The organism is Paraburkholderia sp. UCT70, from assembly GCF_050434085.1.
In the GTDB taxonomy this organism is placed as follows: Bacteria; Pseudomonadota; Gammaproteobacteria; order Burkholderiales; family Burkholderiaceae; genus Paraburkholderia; species Paraburkholderia tuberum.
On record NZ_JBNPVZ010000002.1, the window covers coordinates 2062494 to 2084122 of the forward strand.

General features: G+C 64.4%; 20 protein-coding genes. 10 read left to right on the plus strand and 10 right to left on the minus strand.

The annotated features are described in order from the left end of the window. Positions 1–58 precede the first annotated feature (58 nt). Both OKW41_RS11830 and OKW41_RS11835 read left to right on the plus strand, forming a co-directional pair. Complete coding sequence (locus OKW41_RS11830) at positions 59–1339, plus strand: DUF445 domain-containing protein (RefSeq protein WP_429573392.1); 1281 nt, start codon at positions 59–61, stop codon at positions 1337–1339. 142 nt (positions 1340–1481) lie between these two features. Then, positions 1482–3461, plus strand: coding sequence for an AI-2E family transporter (locus tag OKW41_RS11835; RefSeq protein WP_429572589.1), 1980 nt, complete (start codon positions 1482–1484; stop codon positions 3459–3461). A gap of 64 nt (positions 3462–3525) precedes the next feature. Here the strand turns inward: OKW41_RS11835 and OKW41_RS11840 are convergent, their stop codons facing one another. Next, entirely contained in the window at positions 3526–4431 is a 906-nt protein-coding gene (locus OKW41_RS11840; protein WP_429443639.1) for a LysR family transcriptional regulator, read from the minus strand. Positions 4432–4545: 114 nt separating this feature from the next. Between OKW41_RS11840 and OKW41_RS11845 the strand changes: the two genes are divergently transcribed. From OKW41_RS11845 to OKW41_RS11860, 4 genes are all read left to right on the plus strand, one after another. Then, positions 4546–4956 carry a (R)-mandelonitrile lyase gene (locus OKW41_RS11845; protein ID WP_184009769.1) on the plus strand — a complete coding sequence of 137 codons (411 nt, stop codon included), beginning with the start codon at positions 4546–4548 and terminating at the stop codon, positions 4954–4956. Positions 4957–5072: 116 nt separating this feature from the next. Continuing rightward, positions 5073–5792 carry a carboxymuconolactone decarboxylase family protein gene (locus OKW41_RS11850; RefSeq protein ID WP_429573393.1) on the plus strand — a complete coding sequence of 240 codons (720 nt, stop codon included), beginning with the start codon at positions 5073–5075 and terminating at the stop codon, positions 5790–5792. An 86-nt stretch (positions 5793–5878) separates the two neighbouring features. Then, positions 5879–6616: an SDR family oxidoreductase gene (locus OKW41_RS11855; protein ID WP_429572590.1), complete on the plus strand. Its 738-nt coding sequence runs from the start codon at positions 5879–5881 to the stop codon at positions 6614–6616. Between the two features lie 65 nt (positions 6617–6681). After that, positions 6682–6909: a tautomerase family protein gene (locus OKW41_RS11860; RefSeq protein WP_429572591.1), complete on the plus strand. Its 228-nt coding sequence runs from the start codon at positions 6682–6684 to the stop codon at positions 6907–6909. Positions 6910–7367: 458 nt separating this feature from the next. On the opposite strand, the gene OKW41_RS11865 is transcribed toward OKW41_RS11860, so the two are convergent. The 4 genes from OKW41_RS11865 to OKW41_RS11880 form a co-directional block, all read right to left on the minus strand. Continuing rightward, positions 7368–8366 (minus strand): NAD-dependent epimerase/dehydratase family protein, encoded by a 999-nt coding sequence (locus OKW41_RS11865; RefSeq protein ID WP_429572592.1) that lies wholly within the window; start codon positions 8364–8366, stop codon positions 7368–7370. Further along, positions 8363–9271 (minus strand): LysR family transcriptional regulator, encoded by a 909-nt coding sequence (locus OKW41_RS11870; protein ID WP_429572593.1) that lies wholly within the window; start codon positions 9269–9271, stop codon positions 8363–8365. Before OKW41_RS11870 ends, OKW41_RS11865 begins: the two co-directional genes overlap by 4 nt. 89 nt (positions 9272–9360) lie before the next feature. Then, positions 9361–10332, minus strand: a complete 972-nt coding sequence (locus tag OKW41_RS11875; protein ID WP_429572594.1) for an alpha/beta fold hydrolase — start codon at positions 10330–10332, stop codon at positions 9361–9363. 237 nt (positions 10333–10569) lie between these two features. Beyond that, the gene (locus tag OKW41_RS11880) at positions 10570–11322 is read right to left on the minus strand and encodes an SDR family oxidoreductase (protein ID WP_429572595.1); all 753 of its coding nucleotides are present in this window, start codon (positions 11320–11322) and stop codon (positions 10570–10572) included. A 190-nt stretch (positions 11323–11512) separates the two neighbouring features. Here OKW41_RS11880 and OKW41_RS11885 point away from each other — a divergent pair, with 190 nt between their 5' ends. The 3 genes from OKW41_RS11885 to OKW41_RS11895 all read left to right on the plus strand — a co-directional run bounded on the left by OKW41_RS11885 (position 11513) and on the right by OKW41_RS11895 (position 15111). Continuing rightward, complete coding sequence (locus OKW41_RS11885) at positions 11513–13039, plus strand: PLP-dependent aminotransferase family protein (RefSeq protein WP_429573394.1); 1527 nt, start codon at positions 11513–11515, stop codon at positions 13037–13039. A 128-nt stretch (positions 13040–13167) separates the two neighbouring features. Continuing rightward, on the plus strand, positions 13168–14904 hold the full coding sequence (locus OKW41_RS11890) for an FAD-dependent oxidoreductase (protein WP_429572596.1): 1737 nt from the start codon (positions 13168–13170) through the stop codon (positions 14902–14904). 21 nt (positions 14905–14925) lie between these two features. Beyond that, a complete protein-coding gene (locus OKW41_RS11895; protein WP_184009777.1) occupies positions 14926–15111 on the plus strand; it encodes a hypothetical protein in 186 nt (61 codons plus the stop codon). A gap of 116 nt (positions 15112–15227) precedes the next feature. Here OKW41_RS11895 and OKW41_RS11900 read toward each other — a convergent pair whose 3' ends face one another. From OKW41_RS11900 to OKW41_RS11910, 3 genes are all read right to left on the minus strand, one after another. Further along, complete coding sequence (locus OKW41_RS11900) at positions 15228–16211, minus strand: 2-dehydropantoate 2-reductase (protein WP_429572597.1); 984 nt, start codon at positions 16209–16211, stop codon at positions 15228–15230. A gap of 71 nt (positions 16212–16282) precedes the next feature. Beyond that, a complete protein-coding gene (locus tag OKW41_RS11905; protein WP_429572598.1) occupies positions 16283–17077 on the minus strand; it encodes a class II aldolase/adducin family protein in 795 nt (264 codons plus the stop codon). A 98-nt stretch (positions 17078–17175) separates the two neighbouring features. Continuing rightward, positions 17176–18375: an aromatic amino acid transaminase gene (locus tag OKW41_RS11910; protein WP_429443650.1), complete on the minus strand. Its 1200-nt coding sequence runs from the start codon at positions 18373–18375 to the stop codon at positions 17176–17178. A 193-nt stretch (positions 18376–18568) separates the two neighbouring features. Between OKW41_RS11910 and OKW41_RS11915 the strand changes: the two genes are divergently transcribed. After that, on the plus strand, positions 18569–19510 hold the full coding sequence (locus tag OKW41_RS11915) for a LysR family transcriptional regulator (RefSeq protein ID WP_429572599.1): 942 nt from the start codon (positions 18569–18571) through the stop codon (positions 19508–19510). 58 nt (positions 19511–19568) lie between these two features. Here the strand turns inward: OKW41_RS11915 and OKW41_RS11920 are convergent, their stop codons facing one another. Continuing rightward, positions 19569–20393, minus strand: coding sequence for a helix-turn-helix transcriptional regulator (locus OKW41_RS11920; RefSeq protein ID WP_429572600.1), 825 nt, complete (start codon positions 20391–20393; stop codon positions 19569–19571). Positions 20394–20496: 103 nt separating this feature from the next. Beyond that, positions 20497–21624 (minus strand): hybrid sensor histidine kinase/response regulator, encoded by a 1128-nt coding sequence (locus tag OKW41_RS11925; RefSeq protein WP_429572601.1) that lies wholly within the window; start codon positions 21622–21624, stop codon positions 20497–20499. Positions 21625–21629: the final 5 nt, after the last annotated feature.

The following is a 21629-nucleotide window of genomic DNA, read 5'->3' on the forward strand; positions in this document are numbered from 1 at the left end:
CGAACCGGCCGAGCCCGCCGACTTTCCAGCCCCCGCCCGACACGATCAACCGCGCCCGATGGACAAGACCACCGAACTGAAGAAGGCCAAGCGCACGCCTTTACTGCTGCTGCTCGCGGCCGCCTGCGTTTTCGTCGTCGCCGCATTCCTGCCGCGCGGCCTGTGGGTCGACGGCATCAAGGCCGTCGCCGAGGCCGCGATGGTCGGCGCGCTCGCCGACTGGTTCGCGGTCGCGGCGCTGTTTCGCCGCGTGCCGATTCCGCTCGTGTCCGCGCACACCGCGATCATCCCGCGCAACAAGCACAAGATCGCCGACAACCTCGCGCACTTCGTGCAGGACAAGTTTCTCGACGTGCCGTCGCTGGTCGGTCTGATCCGCCGGCATGATCCGGCGCAGACCATCACCGCCTGGCTCAGCGAATCGGCCAACTCCGCGCGCCTCGGCGACTACGTGGTGCGGCTCACCGGCGGCATCCTCGACGTCGCCGACGACGCGCGCATTCAGAACTTCATCCGGGACGGGTTGCGCGACGTGCTCGCGAAAGTCGATCTGTCGCAATCGCTCGGCGCGATTCTCGACACGCTGACGCGCGACGGCCGCCATCAGGAACTGCTCGACACCGCGATCGATCAAGTGATCGCGGTGCTGCGCGAGGCGCCAGCGCGCGAATTCATTGCCGCGCGCATCGTCGATTGGGTGAAAAGCGAGTATCCGACGATGGAGAAGTTTCTGCCGTCGGTATGGCTCGGCGACAAGGGGGCGGAGGCGATCGCGAGCGCCGCGAACCGTATGCTCGAACAGATCGCGCAGAACCCCACGCACGAGCTGCGCGACAAGTTCGACCAGGCGGTGCAGAAGCTGATCGTGCAGCTGAAGACCGATCCCGTGTTCCTGCAGCAAGGCGAAGCACTGAAGCGCTATCTGGTCGAAGGCGAGGCTTTCGGCAGCTACGTGAAGGACATGTGGGGCGAGCTGCGCGCGTGGCTCAAGCGCGATCTGCAAAGCGCCGATTCGGCACTGCATGCGCGTGTCGCCGCGATGGGCGCGTGGGTCGGCCGCGAACTCGCGCGCGATCCAGCGCTGCGGCAATCGCTGAACGATCACCTCGAGGAAGCGGCGCGCGCGATGGCGCCGGATTTCGCGCGGTTCCTCACGCGCCATATCAGCGATACGGTGAAGAACTGGCCCGCGCACGAGATGTCGCACCAGGTCGAGATGAATATCGGCAAGGATCTGCAGTACATCCGCATCAATGGGACGATCGTCGGCGGATTTATCGGCTTGTTGCTGTATGTGAGTTCGCTGTGGCTGGAGATGCTGCGGGTGCATGTCGGCTGACAACTCGAGCGCATTGAGCGACTCAACGCGCAGCCACGCGTGAGCCCCCTCCCACCAAACCGCCTACAATTCGGGCATATGTCTTGCGGACGACCAGTGCTCCGCTCGGTCGTCAACGCGTCCCAACCGGAATTGTGTTCACATGAAAATATCGCTACCGCCGCCGCATGGGCGGCCCAACCGCGTTTACCCACCGGGCACGCCGGGGCTGCATGGCCTCGTGTCGCTGATCACCGGCGTGGTGGTCGTGTGCGGGCTGTACTTCGGGCGGGAGATACTGATTCCGATCACGTTGTCGGTGCTGCTGAGCTTCCTGCTCGCGCCGCTCGTGCAGATGCTGCGGCGTCTGCACATGGGCCAGTTGCCGTCGATCTTCATCGCGGTGCTGTTCGCTCTCGCCTCGCTGCTCGCGGTCGGCGCGCTGATCGGCGCGCAGCTCGTGCAGCTCGCGGACGCGCTGCCGCAGTACCAGGAAGCGATCGAGCAGAAGATCGAAACCGTGCAGGAAAAGACCGTGGGCCGCGCCGACGCCCTGATGAGCAGCGCTGCCAGCGCGCTGCAGCGCGTGGCGCCATCGCGCCCCGCGCCGCCGCGCCCGACCGGCCGCGCCGCGCGCAACGCGCCGCAGGTGCCGCAACAGGTCGAGGTGCACGAGCCCGCGCCGACGCCGGTGCAACTCGCGCAGCGCGCGCTGACGCCGGCCATCGCGCCGATCGAGACGACCTTCATCGTGCTCGTCGTGACCATCTTCATCCTGTTGCAGCGCGAGGATTTGCGCGACCGTCTGATCAGCCTGTTCGGTTCGCGCGACCTGCACCGCACGACAACCGCGATCAACGACGCCGCCGGGCGCCTGTCACGCTATTTCGTCGCGCAGCTCGGCGTGAATCTGAGCGCGGGCGGCATCATCGCGGTCGGGCTCGCGATCATCGGCGTACCAGGGGCGCTGCTGTTCGGCGTGATCGCTGCGCTGCTGCGCTTCGTGCCGTACATCGGCATCTGGATCGCGGCGATCCTCGCATTCTTTCTCGCAGCCGCGATCCAGCCGCAATGGACGATGGCGGTCCTCACGCTGATCCTGTTCATCGTCGTCGACGTGGTCGCCGGGCAGATCGCCGAACCGCTCCTGTACGGTCATCGCTCGGGCCTGTCGCCGCTCGCGGTGGTGGTCGCGGCGATTTTCTGGAGCTGGCTGTGGGGGCCGATCGGCCTCGTGCTGTCGACGCCGCTCACGCTGTGCGTCGTCACGCTCGGGCGCTACGCGGACCGGCTCAACTTCCTGACCGTGCTGCTCGGCGATCAGCCCGCGCTGACGTCCGCGCAGAACTTCTATCAGCGCCTGCTCGCCGACGATCCGCACGAGGCGATCGTGCAGGCCGAACGGCTGCTGCGCGAGATGTCGCTGATCGACTACTACGACAAGGTCGCGCTCGAAGGTCTGCGGCTCGCGCGCAACGACGCGCAGCGCGGCGTGCTGATGCCCGACCAGTTGCAGCGGATCAACGACGCGCTCGTCGACATCGTCGAGAACCTCGACATCGCCGAAGGGCTGCGCGATTCGCTGTCGCCTGCCGAACCGGCGGACGCGGGTAACGCGCTGCTTGCCGGGGCGCCGGACCTGGCGCCGCGGGGCGCGGGTGCCACGGAGCGATACCGCAGCGATCTGCTCAGGCGCTCGCAACAGCCGGACGGAGCGGGCAAAGCAGCGGTGTTGTGCGTGCCCGGCCGCGGCGCGTTCGACGAAGTGACGACCGCGATCGCTGTGCAACTGCTGAACCGCCAGGGCTTCGCGCCGCTGATGGCGACGCACTCGGGCTATCGCAGCGCACGCGCCGACGAGCCGAGCTTCAAGGACACGTCGATCATCTGCATCGTCTCGCTCGACGCGCCCGAGTCGCCGCCGTACCTGCGGAACATGCTGCGGCGCACGCGCGAATGGCGGCCACGCGCGACGCTGGTGGTCGGCGTCGGCGTCGGCGACGCGCCGGACGGCAGCGTCGAACTCGATGCGGGCGGGGAGCTGCATGCGTCGCCGACGTTCCGCGCGATGATCGAGGCATGTCACGCGGCGACGGCTGGGCAGCCCATGCGGCAGCCGTCGCAGACGGCCAGCGCCGGCTGAGGCTGGGTAGGCTGACGCCGTGACCGGAGTGGTGAAAATCTGCGTCGTGATCGCCATTTGCCGGTCACTGCGCTCGACGCTGATAACCGCTCTTCAATGCGTCCACTACAAGCTCGACTGCCCGGGATGATTTGCGGCGGCCAGGGTAATAGACGTGATGTCCGACGAACGTGGGAAACCAGTCTTCCAGCACCCAATTCAGGCGCCCGGCCCGGACATGCACCTCAGCCAGGTCTTTGGGCACGTACGCGAGCCCAAACCCGCCAAGCGCTGCGTCCATCATCTGGTAGACACTATTGAAGGTGAGCTGCCCTTCGACCCGCACCTGCAGTTCTCGCCGCCCCTTCCGTAGCTCCCACGGGAGCAGTGAATCTCGCGTTGGCAATCGGAGATTGATGCAGTTGTGCAGCGTTAGATCCTGCGGCGTCTTCGCCGGTGCGGTCGATTGCAGGTAGCCTGGAGAGCCCGCGATTGCCATCGTCATGTCAGGCGCGATTCGCACCGCGATCATGTCTTTGGCCACCTGGTCGCCTAGCCGCACGCCGATGTCGTACCGATCAGCGACGATGTCGGCTAACCCGTAGTCATTGAGCAATTCAATCTTCAGATCCGGATACTGGCGCAGCAACGGTTGCAGACGCGGCCAAACGTACGAGTTTGCCGCGTAGTCGGTGGTCGTGATCCGGACAGTTCCGCCTGGGCGGCTCGTCATCGCGCGCAAAGAATCGACCTCCGCTTCGATTTCCTGAAAACGCGGTGCAATCGCGGCCAGTAGCCGTTCGCCTGCCTCCGTCAACGAGACACTCCGGGTAGTGCGCATCAGTAACTGAAGGCCCATCCGCTTTTCAAGGCCGGCAACCGTCCGGCTCAAGGCCGACTGCGAGACTCCCAGTTGCGCGGCCGCCCGCGTGAAGTTGCGCTCACGCGCGACGTTCATGAAGCCGACCAGATCGTTGAAATCCTCTTTCAATTAATGCTCCACAGCATAAGGGCATCCCGATATTGCGATCTAGTCGCATCAATTGCCAGGAGTTAGATTAACAGCAATGGCATATCGCCCCGACGATACCGACGAGGAACAGTCATGGAATTGAAACGTGCGGGCTCCCAGCCCTCGAAGAAAGGCCCTGAAGAATGGTTTACGGGCACGGTGCGGCTCGACCCGCTGAACGCTCCGCCTCCGCCGGCACGCGTTTCGTGCGCGAGCGTCACTTTTGAGCCCGGAGCGCGGACTAACTGGCATACCCACCCGCTCGGCCAGACTTTGATCGTTACGGCCGGCTGTGGCTGGACCCAGTGCGAAGGCGAGCCGCGCGTCGAAATCCGGGCTGGTGACGTGATCTGGTGCCCGCCTGGCCACACGCATTGGCATGGCGCAACTTCGACGACCGCGATGACACATATCGCCATTCAGGAAGCGCTCGACGGCAAGAATGTCGAATGGCTGGAGAAGGTCACGGACGAGCAGTACCTCGGCAGCGGCGAGCAGGTGTAATGCGGTTCATCAGGCCGCAGGCGTGCACTTTGGTGCGCCGCGAATCCAGAATGCGGCTGCTGGCGCGCGTCGTTACGGCGACAGGCGTGGCGCTTATCTTCGCTGCCTGTACCTCAATGGAAAGGACTGGAAACATGCAAGATCCATTGTCACAAGTCGATCTCACTCCCGTTTCTCCGGCATTCGCGCGTTATACGAACCAGACCGTGCTCGGCGGCCTCTGGAAGAGGCCGCAACTGTCACCGCGAGACCGGAGCATCGTGACGCTGTCGGTGCTCATCGCCCGCAACCAGACCATCGAGATGCCGTTCTATTTCCGGTTGGCGCTGGATAGCGGTGTGAAGCCTGCCGAGATTTCGGAAATGTTCACGCACCTCGCCTTCTATTCCGGCTGGGGAAATGCGACCGCAGCGGCTGTCGTCGCGAAGCGTATCTTCGATGAACGTGGCATCGGTATCGATCAGGTCCCTCGGGCCGATGTCGAGCCGCTACCACTGAACGAAGTCGCAGAGCAACAGCGTGCGCAGGCGGTCGAGCAAAGCTTCGGGTCGGTCGCTCCCGGCGTTGTTCAGTACACGACCGATGTGCTGTTCCGCGACCTTTGGCTGCGTCCAGGACTCGCTCCACGCGACCGGAGCCTGGTCACCGTGAGCGCCCTGGTTGCCAGCGGTCAGGTCGCGCAGATTCCGTACCACCTCGGCCGTGCCATGGACAACGGTCTGACGAAGGACGAGGCGTCCGAAATGCTGACGCAGCTCGCCTTTTACGCAGGCTGGCCGAACGTCTTTTCGGCGATGCCCGTGTTCAAGGATGTATTCGCGAAGCGAGCGGCATAAACGTCGATGCAGGATCGTCCACCGGTTGGGAAGCCACGTTTTTCCAACCGAGGTGGAAGCTCGAACAAACATCGGTGAGGGAAGTCATGAGCGAAAACATCAACGGCAAGGTCGTCGTCATCACGGGCGCCAGCAGCGGTCTGGGCGCGGAAACCGCGCGCCACCTTGCCAGACAGGGTGCCAAAGTTGTCCTCGGCGCGCGTCGCCTTGATCGGCTAGAGGCGCTTGCAAGCGAATTGGGACTCGATGCCAAGGCGATCGTGCAGACCGACGTCACCGACCGCAATCAGGTCAAGGCGCTGGTTGATCGTGCCGTGGAACTGCACGGCCGCGTCGATGTGATGCTGAACAACGCCGGCCTCATGCCGAGTTCGATGCTCGACAAGCTCAAGATCGACGAGTGGGACCGAATGATCGACGTCAATATCAAGGGCGTGTTGTACGGCATCGCGGCCGCGCTGCCACACATGCAGTCGCAGAAAGCCGGCCAGATCATCAATGTCTCGTCCGTCGCTGGCCACAAGGTCGGTCCCGGAGGCGCGGTGTACGCCGGCACGAAGTGGGCAGTGCGTGCAATCTCGGAAGGACTCCGCCAGGAGGTCAAACCCTGGAACATCCGCACGACCATCGTTTCGCCGGGCGCAGTCGCGACCGAACTGATCGACACGATTACTGATCAGGACGTCGCCGCGGGCATGGCCAGGACGTACGAGAAGGCGATCCCAGCCAGCTCTTTTGCGCGCGTGGTGGCCTTCGCCATTAGCCAGCCCGATGACGTCGACATCAACGAAGTGCTTTTCCGTCCCACTACCCAGGCATATTGAGCGCTGGGACGACCGGCCGTGTATTTCTCGCCCGCCCGGCCTTTCAATCATTGGAGAAAGATGCCATGCCGCATGTCATCGTTAAAGCCTGGCCGGGAAAGACGGAGGAACAGAAGCGACGTCTGGCAGAGGCAATCACCCGCGATGTGATGGATATTCTGGGTTATGGAGAAGAGTCGGTCTCGGTCGGATTTGAGGAGATTCCGTCTGAGCGATGGAAAGAAGAAGTTTATCGTCCAGACATCGAGGCACGCTCTGGAACGCTGTACAAGAAACCCGGATACCGGATGTAAAGGCAGCCATCATGATGTGCAAGTCACCTGCGGCGGAAGCTGTCGCGACCGCTCGGCGAATATCTGCCTCGCGCGGCGATAACGGAAGCCGCCGGGTGCTATTTCCGTTCTCGGCAGTGGCGAGCGTCACGACCCTATAGCGTGAATCCCGCCGGCGTGATCAGAACGAAGAAGACTCCGAGCGGAGCAAGATGGGAAAGCTCACGATGACGCAAGACGGTCCAGACCGCCGTAGCCCGGCACCGAAAAATGCGACAACGAGAAACCAGATCGAAAGCGTATGCAGCATGGAGCAACTCTCAAATATTGACCGAGCGCGCAAGCTCGGTGCTTGGGTCAGGTTCGCCCACTCTGAAGAAAACGTAGAAGTCTTCGCGACTCTTTAGTTCTTGCCTGCGAACCCATGGTTAAGCGAACTCCGCCGTAACTGGGCAGGCGGCTCAAGACGAGCAATGCGTTCAGAGTGCAACCGATGCGTAAGAGTGCAACTCGTCGACGATAGAGCGTTGCGACGGACGCCAGCCTAACTCGCGCTTCGCCTTTTCCCCGGATACGACCTGATCGCAGGCGATCGCGTCGGCGAATGTCCAGAGCGACTGGCGTGCATCGTCGAGCGGCCATGACGCTACTCGGCCCTCGGCTCCGGCGGCGTTACTCGCCGCGCGAGCAATCTCGATAAGTGGTGTTGGCGTGCCGTGGACGCCGTTGAAAACTGAGCTCACTGGAGCCCGTTCCAGCGAGAGAGCGTAGAGATCGGCGAGGTCCTCGGCATGCACGGTAGACCAGCGGTTTCGTCCGTCACCGACGTAGCGCGCGACACCGTGCTCCTTGGCGCCACCGTACATCATCATTGCGGTTCCACCCCAGTTACCGTAAACCCAGGCTGGCCGAATCACGCTCGGGTGAATACCTTCGGTCGCAGCCGCGAGGACCTGGCCCTCAAGCTGCTCGCGCCAGCGCACGAGCTCGAGCGGGTGCAGCGGGCTGTCTTCGGTTGCAGGTGTGTCGCCGGTCGGCCCATAAATCAGACAGCCGCTCGTGTAGACGAACCGCTTGCCGGTGCCGCGCAGGGCTTCGATGATCGAGCGGGTCGCGGCCATGTCATAAGTTGCGGTATTCCGGTCGCCCGGCGAGGCAGCATGAATGACGGCATCCACTGTACGGGCTGCGGAGGCGATGCTCGCCGAGTCGGCGAGGTCGCCTCGTATGACGTCGAAGCCCTCGCCAACGAGTTTCCCCGCACTGGTGTCCGAACGGGCCAGCCCTGCGACGTCATGCCCACCCGCTCTCAATCGACGGGCTACAGCCCCGCCGATCAACCCTGTTGCTCCCGTCACCAGCACTCGCATTTCCGTAACCTCTTTCAAATTGCGTTGAGGCAGAGAATAGCGGACAAGTATTTTCGACGGAAATCGCAAGTTCTGATGTGTCGATATCGCTCGCAGCGATGATGTCATGCCGAGGCGGCAACCTCGGCTATGAGGTTCTGCATCCAACGGGTGGGTGCGTGAGTGTCGGCGCGTCGATGCCACAGCATCGCGAGCGTCCAGCGGGGCAGTCCGATCGGCGGCTGATGTACGGCGATGCCGAGCCCGCTCGCCGCGAAGCGTCGGGCCACACGAGAAGCCACCGTCGCGACAAGATCGGTCTCGGCGATGACGAAGGGGGCAACCAGGAATTGCGGCAGGCTCAGTGCCACGCGCCTTTCGAGCCCCAGCTTCGCGAGTTCGCGATCAACCAGACTCGCTCGGTCGCCTTCGGGAGATACCAGCAGATGCGACGCAGCCGCGAAGTCCTCAACGCTGGCACCGTCCGCAAACGCGGGGTGCCCTGGACGAGCTATGCACGAAAAATCTTCCTGTAGCAAGGGGCGCGTGAGGATGCGCGCCGACACTTCGACGGGGAAGCCGATCGCGAGACTCGCCTCGCCACTGTCGAGCAGTTCCACCGCTTCATCCCGGCCGAACGTACCGCGCACACGCACGTCAACGTGAGGCGCCTCGATGCTCAGGCGTGCCAGCAGCAGCGGCAGCAGAACGAAAGCGGAATAGTCATTCATTGCAATCGTGAACACCTGATCGGCTGTCGCCGGATCGAATTCGTCGGGCCGCAACGTCCCCCGTATCAGTCGTAACGCATCGGATATCGGAACGGCAAGATCGCACGCACGTGGAGTCGGCTGCATGCCCGACGGCGCGCGAACGAACAGTTCATCGTCGAACAGTTCCCGCAAGCGGGTGAGCGCTCCGCTCATCGCCGATTGACTGAGGCCAATGCGCAGTCCCGCGCGCGTTACATGATGCTCAGCATAAAGCGCGTCGAACGCCTTCAGTAGATTGAGATCAAAGCCGCCAATATCCATGTTTTCGATGATACCTGAATGGCATCATCGTCGACGGCAACCATAGTCGAACCATCGGAAACCACCTCTGCGTCGACGGCGCACTCGCTCTAGTCACTCACAGGATTGCCCGCGCTAAACGCGGCCCGAACTTCGCTCACCGTCTGTTCAGCCGCTTGCAGATGCGGAAAATGGCCGAGTTCAGGAAAAATTGAAAGCTTCACACCGTTACGGTTCGCGTACTCAACGCCCATTTCCTTCTTGATATAGAAATCCTGCTCGCCCCACACCACCTTCACGGGGACCTTCAGCTTTGCCATGTTGGCTTCGAAGTAGTCCTGGTCGCGGGTGAAGTACGAGTAGTAGTGGAAGAAGGCGTCGGCCGACGTGACATCACCGCCCCACCCTTTCGCCATATCGTCCTTGAACTCCTCGGACAACGCGTAGCGCTCCTTCGCCGACATGCCGCGGAAGAACGTGTTTGCCAGGATTTCGTCGCGGTTCTGGTTCATCGCGGCATGCACGGCGTCAGACGATGGCTTTGACTTCAGGCCCTGCAGGCTTTCGTACATGTACTGCGGGCGGTTGAACGGGGCAAAATCGCCAACAATGATTTGCCTGGCGATATTCGGCTGCTCCAATGCTGCCAGCAGCGCAGGCAAGGCCCCGATATCGGTCGCATAAATCAACAGCTTCGAACTGTCGATGCCAGAAGTGCGGATATAGTCTTCCAGCACATGCGCATAATCCTTCGGTGCGTAGGAAAAGCAATCGGCGCCTGGACGCGAGGACTGTCCGTAGCCCGGCCAGTCAAACGCATGCACCTCGTAGTCGCTGGACAGGGACTCGGCAATGGGCTTCCACGCGTACATCGTCTCCGGGAAGCCGTGCAGGAACAGTACCGTACCCTTTGGATGCGCGGGCCGATAGACCATATGACGCAGCTTGATGTCAGGATTGACCTGCACCTCGCCGACTTCGACCTTCGGCGCCGACGAGGATGACGTGGGCACAATGCTGCATGCTGAAATGCCCGCAGTTACCGCGGAGAAGACCGTCGTCTTCGTTACAGGTTTGAACATGATCGTGGTTCCCGTTTAGTGCGAAATTGCGTCGGGTAAATTGCACTTCATTGCTGGGGGGAAGGCGAATTCAAAAGCTTACTCAACGGCTTCAGTGGGCCAATTGGGAGCAGTGAGAATGTCATCAGGTGCGCTTTCCCTAAAGGCTCTAAACATTAAACCCGCTGTTGCGCTTCACTCTTGAAACCGCCAGGCAAAACGCAAACATGCTGATTCTGGTTTCGCATCGACCTGAAATCACCCCTTGTCAGTTTGCGCCAGCCACTGGCCCAGGCTCACGCGGCCGATCCGCGCGTCGCCGAGCGGTACGAGCGACTGTTCCTCGACGCGGCCGCCGTAATAGCGCGCACCCTGATCCGTCACAACAGGGCGCGGGTCGCCGACAGACTTCAAATAACGTCTGATGATGGCGGCAAACGGTTCACGGTCCGGGCCCGCGATATCGACTGTGCCGTTCAGTGGCGTGGCGAGAGCGACCTGCGCGAGGATCGCTGCGACGTCGTCCGCGGCTATCGGCTGGAACAGTCCGTCCCCAACGCGCACCGTCCCGCCCACTGTGCCGGAATCAGCAATCGCGCCGATGAATTCCATGAACTGGGTCGCGCGCACGATCGTATAGGGCACGCCCGCCGCTTCAATCGCCTCTTCCTGCGCGACCTTGGCAACGAAATACGCATTTTCCGGCGTGCGGTCGCAGCCGACGATGGAAAGCGCGACGTGATGGCGTACCCCTGCAGCCACTTCGGCCTTGCCGAGATTGCGCGTCGAGGTGCGGAAAAAGTCGAGCACCGCCTGAGGCTCCCAGGAAGGGGCGTTCGCCACATCCACTACGACGTCCGCGCCGGCTAGCGCGTTGCTCAGACCTTCCCCCGTCACGGCGTTCACACCGGTACGCGGCGACGCAGCAAGTGCCTCATGACCCGCCTCGCCGAGCAGCGTGACGAGGCGCGAGCCGATCAGGCCGGAACCACCGATTACGACGATCTTCATGGCACATTCTCCAGATGAGAGTCAGTTGACACGGGCAGGCGGCTCGCGGCCGTTGCATCGCGGGAAAGAACTCGCCGCCGTCGCATCGTGTGAGGCTATTGTGAGAACATCATGAACTATCGAAAAGTGCCATGAATTGTCGATCGGACCAGGACATCCTGATTCCGGTCTGCTTGCCGGCAAGACCGTGATGACCGTATCGCCTACCGCATTCACCGTCGATATCGATCGGCAGCTCCAGTTGCCGATCTACCTGCAGATCTGCGCGCGCTTCAGAACCGCGATCGCCGCAGGGCATCTGCGTCCAGGCGATCGCGTGCCCGCGCTGCGCAGCCTCGCTACGCAACTGAACACGGCGCGCGGCACGGTTGAACTGGCGTATACGGTCCTCGTCGACGAAGGCTACCTCCAGAGGCGCGGTGCGGCTGGCACGTTCGTGTCGCCCTCGCTGCCAGCTTCAGTGACGGGCTCGCGTACGCAAAGCACAAAGAGTTCGAACGGCACGCAGAGCGTTAAAGCGGCTACCGCAGCTCAGACGCCAGGCGAATCCCACGGCGCTCGACCGGCGCCGCGCCAGCTTGCCATTGCCGCCGCCATGAGCGGCGAGCCCCGGCCGCTGCAACCCGGGCTGCCCGCGCTTGACGCGTTTCCGCTCAAGGTTTGGAATCGTCTCGTTTCGCATCGCGCGCGCAGCGGCGAGCGCGCGATGCTCGCGTACCCGGATCCTGTCGGCTACCGGCCGCTTCGCGAACACATCGCCACGTATCTTGGGCTGTCGCGCGGGGTGACCTGCCTGCCGGACCAGGTGTTCGTGACGGGCGGCTACCGTGCGACGCTCGAGCTCGTGTTGCGCAGTCTCGCCCGCACGAACGACAGCGTGTGGTACGAAGATCCGGGCTATCTGCTCGCGCGCGGTTTTCTCGCCGAAACCGGCGTGCAGCTCGTCGCAGTGCCGGTGGACGAAGATGGGATCGACGTCGAACACGGCACACGGCTGGATGCGCAGGCGCGCTTCGCGCTGGTCACGCCGTCGCACCAGAGCCCGCTCGGGCACACGTTATCGCTCCCCCGACGCATGGCGTTGCTGGGCTGGGCAGAGCAAGCGTCCAGCTGGATCGTCGAAGACGATTACGACAGCGAGTTCCGCTATCTGGGCCGGCCATTGCCGGCATTGAAGAGCCTCGATCGTCGCGATCACGTGATCTACTGCGGCACATTCAGCAAGGTGATGTTTCCCGGCTTGCGGCTCGCGTATGCGGTGGTGCCGGAGCGGGCCGTCGAGCGCGTCGGGCGGGTGGCGCGCAGCATGAACGCCGGATCGCCAACCCTGTTGCAGGCCGCTTTGGCCGACTTCATCGAGCGGGGGCATTTTGCGCGACATCTGAAGCGCATGCGTGCGTTATACGCCGAGCGGCGCGTGCTGATCGTGCGCGCGTTGGAGCAGGCGTTCGGCGAACGGCTGATCGTCGAACTGCCGCCAGGGGGAATCCAGTTCGCGGCACAGTTCGTCGAGGGCCCTGATGGCCCGGTCGACGACGTCGCGGTTGCGGCGCGCGCCCGCGAAGCGGGGCTCGCCGTTCTGCCGCTCTCGGTCTGGTACGCGAATGGTCGCACGCGTAGCACCCCGCGTGGCGTTGTGATGGGCTTCGCAAACATCGCCAATGCAGGTGAAGCGGGCCACCTCGCGCGGAGCTTGAGCGCCTGTCTGGACGGCTAACGAGCGGCGAAGGTCCAGGTCTCTACCACTCCTCACGCTTGCGCGCGGCGCTGTACCCAAAATGAGGACAGCCGCGCGCGAACGCTGACGCATACTGCACCGATAACGCAAGCAAACTGGAGACACGCATGACCCGCCCGTTCAAGCCCTATCCGTTCGCCCCGCGCCGCTATCCGGCCGTGGTGCCGCCGCTCATCGACGGACGCGATCCACAAGCGCGCGCCGTCGCGATCGTCGGCGGCGGTCCGGTCGGCATGACGCTCGCGCTTGCGCTCGCGCGCCAGGGCGTGCGCTCGGTGCTGATCGAGGCGGACGACAGCGTGTGCACCGGCAGCCGCGCGATCTGCATCTCGCGACGCAGCCTCGAAATCTTCAAGCGGCTCGGCGTCGTCGACGGTTTTCTGCAAAAGGGGCTGGCGTGGACCGGCGGGCGCAGTTTCTATCGCGACACCGAGGTGTTCCGCTTCGCGATGCATCAGGACGACGAGCAGTCGCTGCCGCCGATGATCAATATCGCGCAGTATCAGATCGAGCAGTTGCTGCTCGACGAGATCGAACGGCACGCCGATCTGATCGACGTGTGCTGGCAAACGCGTGTGACGGGCCTCGAGCAACGGCCGCAGGGCGGCGCGACCTTGACCTTGCGCAGCGCCGATCCTGCCGATCCGCAAGGCAAAAGCTGGCAGATGGACGCTGCGTGGGTCGTCGCCTGCGACGGCGGACGCAGCACGATCCGCGACCTGCTCGGGCTGAAGCTCACAGGCACGACCTACGAAGGCCGCTACGTGATCGTCGATATCGAACTCGACAGCACGCGCGCGACCGAACGGCTCGCGTACTTCGATCCGCCGTCGAATCCGGGCTCGACGGTGCTCGTGCACAAGCAGCCTGACAACGTGTGGCGCATCGACTATCAGTTACGCGACGACGAAGACCCCGACGCCGCCGTGCTGCCCGAGAACGTGATACCGCGCGTGCAAAACTTGCTCGACTCGATGGACGAAGCCGGCGCCTGGTCGCCGATCTGGATCACGATCTACAAGGCCAATGCGCTGACGCTCGAACGCTATCGGCATGGCAGCGTGCTATTCGCGGGCGACGCCGCGCATCTGGTGCCGATCTTCGGCGTGCGCGGCGCGAACTCCGGCATCGACGACGCCGACAATCTCGGCTGGAAGCTCGGTTGCGTGATCAATGGGAGCGCGTCGCCAGCGCTGCTCGATAGCTATAGCGACGAACGTGTGTACGCGGCGCGCGAGAACCTGAGCTACGGCATGAAAAGTACCGAGTTCATGGCGCCGCCGACCTTCGCGTTCGACTTGCTGCGCACGGCCGTGCTCGGGCTCGCCGAGCGGCATGCGGCGGTGCGGCCGCTGATCAATCCGCGCCAGACGCATGCAATCGCGTATCGGCAATCGCCGCTGAACTTCGCAGGCGACGGAGCCGATGCGTTCGATCGCGGCCCCGCGCCGGGTACCGTGCTGCCCGAGGGCAGGCTGCTCAAACAATCGCAAGATGGCGCACGGCTCGGCATCCATCTAACCGATCTGCTCGGACCGTGCTTCACGGCGCTGCGCTTCGACGCAGACCTCGCGAACGATGGTGACGCGTGGCGGCAACTGCAAAGCACGCTAGCCAACCAAGGCGTTCCGTTCAACGTGATCGATATCGTCACGGCCGAAGCGCAATCGGCAAACAGCCCTCGAGCGATCGACCCAACCGGCCGCCTGCACGACATGCTCGACGCACAACCCGGCACCGTCTATCTGATCCGCCCCGACGGCCACGTGCTCGCGCGCTGGCGCAACGGCAGCGTGGCGGCCGTTCTGCGCGCGCTCGATGCCACGCTGACACAGCAGAATTAACGCGCAAGGACCTTCGACATCATGACCGATTCCGATCTCGACCTCGTCTATACGACGCTGTGCAACACGCTGACCCACGAAGGCGAGGCGCAGGCGTCGCTGTATCTCGCGCGTCTCGCGCTCTTGTGCCTGACCGAACTCGACGACTCGCGGCGCGCGTTGTCGTTGATCGAAGCGGCGAAGCTGCCGGTTGCCGCCACGGCCTAGCGCGGGCAAAAAAGCCGCCTCCCTGGAGGCGGTTCGCTAGAGGCGGTAACGGCAATGCCGCAGCAGTGCGAGGGAATTACAGCCATCGCAACAAAACGGGCGCCGGCAGACCGGCCTCACTGCCTCGGATACAAGCCCAACGTACTCGCATGCAGCCGCGCGAGTCCGAGCAACGCATCCGTATAGGGCGTCGGCACCCGCGTCAGTTGCCCGAGTTCGCGCACCGCGCCGACCAGCGCATCGAGTTCGACCGCCTTGCCGGCCTGCACGTCCTGCAACATCGACGTCTTCATCGCGCCGAGTTTCAGCGTGACCGCGTGACGGTCGTCGGGCGCCTGGTCGATCGGGATGCCGAAGCGCGCGCCGATTTCCTTCGCCTCCAGCATGATGTGTGTGACGAAACCGCGTACGAGTTCGTCGCCGAGGATCCGGTCGGTCGTTGCGCCGGTGATCGCGCTGACCGGGTTCATCGTCATGTTGCCCCATAGCTTGAACCACACGTCGCGCTGGATCTGCGCCGAAGCCGTTGCATGGAAGCCCGCCGCCTGCAACAGCGCGGCGAGCAGCCCGACACGCTCGCTCGGCTTGCCCGACGCCTCGCCGACGATCAGTCCGTTGCCCTGGTGATGCCGGATCACGCCGGGCGCGTCGATCAGGCAACTGGCATGCACGACGCAGCCGACCGTCTGCGCGGCCGGGATCGCGGCGGTGATCGCGCCGTCGGGATCGATCGTCTTCAGGCGCTGGCCGGCGAGTTCGCCGCCCAGGCCGTCGCAGAACCACCAAGGCACGCCGTTCATCGCCGTTAGCACGATCGTCTCGGGGCCGAGCAGCGGTTTGATATGCGCGGCCACGGTCGCCATCGCCGGGCCCTTCACCGCGATCACGACGAGTTCCTGCACGCCGAGATCGGCCGGCTTGTCGCTCGCCTTTACCTGCTCGGCGTAGATCACGCCGCCTTCGATCAGCCGCAGACCATGCTGGCGCACCGCGTCGAGCGTCGCGCCGCGCGCGATCACGCTGACCCGATGACCCGCCTGCGCGAGCTTCACTCCCATCCAGCCGCCGATCGAGCCGGCGCCGTAGATCGCTACTTTCATCGCCTGAATCCTTGCCTGTTGCTGTGATTATTGCAGCGTTGATTGTCGCGCTCTTTTACGCGTGGCTTCAATCATTGCCGGAAACTCGCATCGATCCGGTCGACCCGCCGCACCAGCGCATCGAACACGTCCTGCCCGGCGCCGTGGCGCGGATCGAACTGCAGCGCGTCGCGCGAGCAGCGAATCGCGACCTCCTCCGGCACCGGCCGAGCGCGGCCCATCGAAAACGTCGCCACCTGGACTTCGCACGCGCGATTCAGCGTCCACAGAATCGCGAAGGTCTGCGGCAACGTCCGACCCCACGATAGCAGACCGTGGTTGCGCAGGATTACCGCCTGTCTGTCGCCGATATGCGCGAGCAGCCGCGGCCCCTCTTCCGCATGAATCGTGATGCCTTCAAAGTCGTGATACGCGATCCGGTCGTGCAACTGCGCGCTATAGAAGTTGGTCTGCTGCAGGCCCTCTTCGAGGCAGGCGACCGCGACGCCCGCCGTCGTATGCGTATGCATCACACAGTGCGCGTCGGGCAAGCCCTCGTGAATCGCCGCATGCACCACGAAGCCAGCCGGATTCACCGGATACGGCGAGCCGTCGAGCACGCGCCCCTGCGCGTCGATCTTCACCAGATTGCTCGCGGTCACTTCGCTGTAGTGCAGCCCGAACGGATTGATCAGGAACTGGCGCTCCGGGCCGCTGACGCTTTCGGGCACGCGCAGCGTGATGTGGTTGTAGATCATCTCGGTCCAACCGAGCAGATCGAAAATCCGGTAGCACGCGGCAAGTTGCACGCGCGCCTGCCATTCGTCCGGATGCATCTTGGCCGATCTGGGCGGGCTCGCCGGTTGCGCTTCGAGGGTCGTGGCCATCGTCGGTGTCTCCAGGATTGTCGTTGTGACGGCGCGCCCGTGCGCGCCGCCCATCATATTCACGCGTGCCGCAACAGCGGCCCGAGCGCCGGAGCGCTTCAGGCGCCCGACACCACCGCCGCGATCGACGAGGCGACATAGTCCGCGTTGCGCGCGTTCAGCCCGGCGACGCACATGCGGCCCGAGCGCAGCACATACACCGCGTATTCGTTGCGCAGATGCTCGACCTGGCTTTCGGACAGGCCCGTATACGTGAACATGCCGCGCTGCGCGACATAGCGCGCGCGCATCACTTCATCGACGCGTCCGTCGAGCCCCGCGTGGATCACCTTGCGCATCGCCAGAATGCGCTCGCGCATCGCGCCGAGCTCGGCTTCCCACGACGCGCGCAGCGTCGCATCGGCGAGCACGTTGGCGACGAGGCGCGCGCCGTGCGTCGGCGGATTACTGTAGTTCGCGCGCACCGCCGACATCAGTTGGCCCGCCACGCGCGCCGCTTCGTCGGCGCTCTTGCAGACCACGCTCAACGCGCCGACGCGCTCGCCGTAAAGCGAGAAATTCTTCGAGAACGAGTTCGCGACGATCAGCGGCACGTTCGCGTCGGCGAGCAGGCGCACCGGCGCGGCGTCTTCTTCGAGGCCCGCGCCGAAACCCTGGTAGGCCATGTCGACGAATGCGATCAGCTTGCGGCGCTGCAAAACCGGCACCAGTTCCGCCCATTGCGACGGGCTCAGATCGACGCCCGTCGGGTTATGACAGCACGCGTGCAGCAGCACGATGCTCTTTTCCGGCAGCGCGTCGATCGCGGCGAGCATTTCGGCAAAGCGCAGGCCGCCCGTTTGCGCGTCGTAGTACGGATAGGTGTTGACCGTGAGGCCCGCGCCTTCGAACACCACGCGATGGTTTTCCCAGCTCGGATCGCTGATCCACATCTGCGAGCCGGGGAAATAGCGCTTCAGGAAATCGGCGCCGACCTTCAGCGCGCCCGAGCCGCCGAGCGTTTGCAGCGTCGCGATCCGGCCTTCGGCGCGCGCCGCGCTGTTGGCGCCGAACACGAGCGCCTGCGCGGTGTCGCGATAGAGCGGCAGACCCGCCATCGGCAGATACGAGCGCGGGCCGATCGCGTCGAGCAGCGCGGTTTCGGCGCGGCGCACCGCGTCGATCACCGGCAGCTTGCCGGCGTCGTCGAAATAGATGCCGATGCTGAGGTTGACCTTGTTCGGCCGGGGGTCCAGCTGAAAGTCTTCGTTCAGGCTCAGAATCGGGTCGCCCGGATAGGCGGGAATATGGTCGAACATGACGGGTCCTTGAAGACGGCCTCTGCAGGCCTGTTGTAGCGGGTCGTCCGCGCGCCGCGGGACGACAGGGCAAACCTTGAGTCTAAGCGGGTTTGCCGGGCCAAGTCGACCCGCACGAGTGTCGGTCGTCGGCGTGCCGCACACAATCAATCGATTTTTCACGATTCGTAAGTTTTTCTTTAGAATCGATCGTATGCCTCTTACCCGCGTCACGATCCGTCAATTCGAAGCGTTCCTCGCCATCGTCGATCTGCACAGCATCGGCGCGGCGGCGCAGCGGCTCGGGCTGACCTCGTCGGCGGTCAGCCAGTTGCTTGCCGAACTCGAAACGGAGCTCGGCTTCCGGCTGTTCGATCGCACGACGCGGCGCGTCGCGCTGTCCAGCGCGGGACAGGACTTTCTGGCGTCGGCCGAATCGGTGCTGCGCCACGTGCGCGCAGCCGCCCAATCCGCCGACGATATCCGCAACCGCGCGGCCGGCATCGTGCGGGTCGGCGCGCCGCTCGTCATCGCGTCGACGGCGCTGCCCGCGGCGATCGCCGACTACGCGCGCGACAAGCCGAAGGTGGTCGTGCGCGTCTGCGATACCGTGGTCGAGCAACTGGTGGAGCGCGTCGAGAGCGGCGACATCGATCTCGCGATCGGCCCGGACCGGCAAAGCGGGCCGCGCGTGCGCTCCGAGCCCGCGTTCGCGAGTCCGTGGGTCATGTGGTGCTCGGCCGCGCATCCGCTCGCCGCGCGCCGCCGCGTGCAGTGGCAGCATCTGCGCGACGTGCCGATCGTCGCGACCGGCCGCGACCACGAGCGCGCGGTCGACCAGATGCTCGCCAATCTGCCGGTCGAGGCGCGCATCATTCCCGTCGGTGTCGTCGACAACGTGACCACCGCGTTCGGCCTCGCCGCGCGAGGGCTGGCGGTCACGCTCGCGCCAGCCTATGTCGCACCGCTCGCGCGGACCTTCGGGCTCGTGATGAAGCGCATCGTCGATCCTGAAACGATTCGCGAGGTGTGCGTGTATCGGTCGACCGAGCGTGCGCTGTCGCCGTCGGCCGACGGCTTCGCGGATTTCGTGATGCCGTGGTTGAAACGCTGGGATCGGGAGACGCAGGCCGAGGCGCGGGGTAAGCGGAGTTGAAGCGGACTCGAAGCGCGATGCGAGGCGCGCTTCGGCGCGAGATTCGACAGATGTGCAGCTAGGGCTGCATACACAACGCGAACAGTTGCCGCTGATTTGAAATCCCGAGCCGCGCGTACGCGCGCTTCTGGTACGTGACGACGCTCGCTGGCTTCACGCCCATCTGCCCGGCGATCTCGGCCGCGCTCGCGCCATCGAGCGTGCCACGCAACACGTCGAGCTCGCGCGGCGTCAGCGTCGGACATGCGCGCCGCACGCGCGCGAGCATCGCCGCACCGGCGCCCTGCTGATGTTGCCCGTTCAGCGCGTATTGGCCCTTCGCCGCATGCGCGAACAGCGGCGCGACGCTTTCGATCCGCTCCAGTTCGCCCGGCGCGAACACGCCGTACGCGCGGTCGCGATAGAGGTTGATCGACAGCCACACGCTATCCGCCGGCTGCACGAGCAACGACAGCCGGTCCGATACGTTCGGCTGCGCGTAGCAGGCCGCGCGGTACGCTTCGTTTTCGATTTCGTCGCCGCGCTGCTGATGCAGCACCAGCGCATCGCGCGAAGCGGTGCGCCGGCTGTGGTCCGATTGACCGATGATCGCGCGATTGCCGTCGAGCGCATAGAAATGCGCGGCGTAGCGTTCGGCGACGTCGCGCAGAAAATGCCCGCCGCGATGGTCGGCCGCCGACACCGTACGGGGCCGCGCGTCGAACTCGTACGCGAAGATCGTGCACTGCGAGACGGGCAGCGACAACGATTCGCCAACCGTCAGCAGAATGCTCGCGGCGAGCGCGTCGGCATCCGGGTGGGAGATCGTCATGACGAGATCGGTGGCGAGCGCGGTGCTGATCTGACCGCTGCGCTGCGGTGATGCGAGGCGCCAGGAACGCATGATGGGGATTCGTGCTTGCGCTGCGTGAATTGGGTTGCGGCGAGCGTAGCACAGCGGGCACGCGGCGCTGGCCTACCGGTGTGATCGCCGGCCTGGCGATGCTTTATCGCCGGGTAAACGACCCCCGCTGCAACGCCACCGTCCTCGGCAATTCGATCGTAAAGGTCGTGCCGGACTCGTCCGTGGATACGACGCTGACGTCGCCGCCATGCATGCGCGCGATCTGCTGCACGATATGCAGACCGAGCCCGAGCCCTTCGCGCGAGCGCGCGCCGTTGCCATTCGACACGAACGCCTTGAACAGATGCGGAAACACCTCCGCCGGAATCGTGCCGCGATTGGACACCTTCAGGCGCACGCAATCCTCGGCGTCGCCATCGACCTCCACGCCGATATTGCCCTCCGGCGCACCATGATGCAGCGCGTTGCTGACGAGATTCGACACCGCCTGCCACACGAGATCGGTATCCCACGCGCCGGCCGTATTGCCGGTGCAGGTGAACAGGATCTGCTTGCCGCTCTCCCGCGATGCGAATTCGTCGATGACCGAGCGGCACAACGTCGCGAGTTCGATCGAGCGCGGCTGCAACGGCAGACGTCCGCCTTGCAGGCGCGCGAGGTTCAGCAGCTGATCGACCATCCGCGCCATGCGCAGGGAGCTGTTCTTCACGCGCGCGGCGACGGTTGCGGCCTGCTCGTCGGCGGCCGTGCGCATCAGGTATTCCGCCGACGCCAGCACCGCGCCGAGCGGCGTGCGCAGATCGTGACTGAGCACCGCCATCAGCATCTCGTTCGCTTCGAGCATCTGGCGCGTCGTCACCAGTTGCGCGGCGAGCTGGCGCTTCTGCTGCTCCAGCTGCACGAATACGTCGACCTTCGACTGCAGGATGCGCGGATCGAACGGCTTGTACAGGAAGTCGACCGCGCCCGCCTCATAGCCACGGAACGTGCGCGACGCGTCCTGCGCGGTCGCGGTCAGGAAGATGATCGGCACCTGCGACGTGCGCGGGCTGCCGCGCATCAGCGCCGCCAGCTCGAAGCCGTTCATGCCGGGCATATTGACGTCGAGAATCGCCAGCGCGACTTCGTGCTTGAGCAGCAGATCGAGCGCGGCGGTGCCGCAGTCGGCGACCAGCACCGCGACCTCGGGCCGCGCGAGCAACGCTTCCAGCGCGGTGATGTTGTGGACGATGTCGTCGACGATCAGGATGTTCACAGGTGAGTTCGTCATGGCAC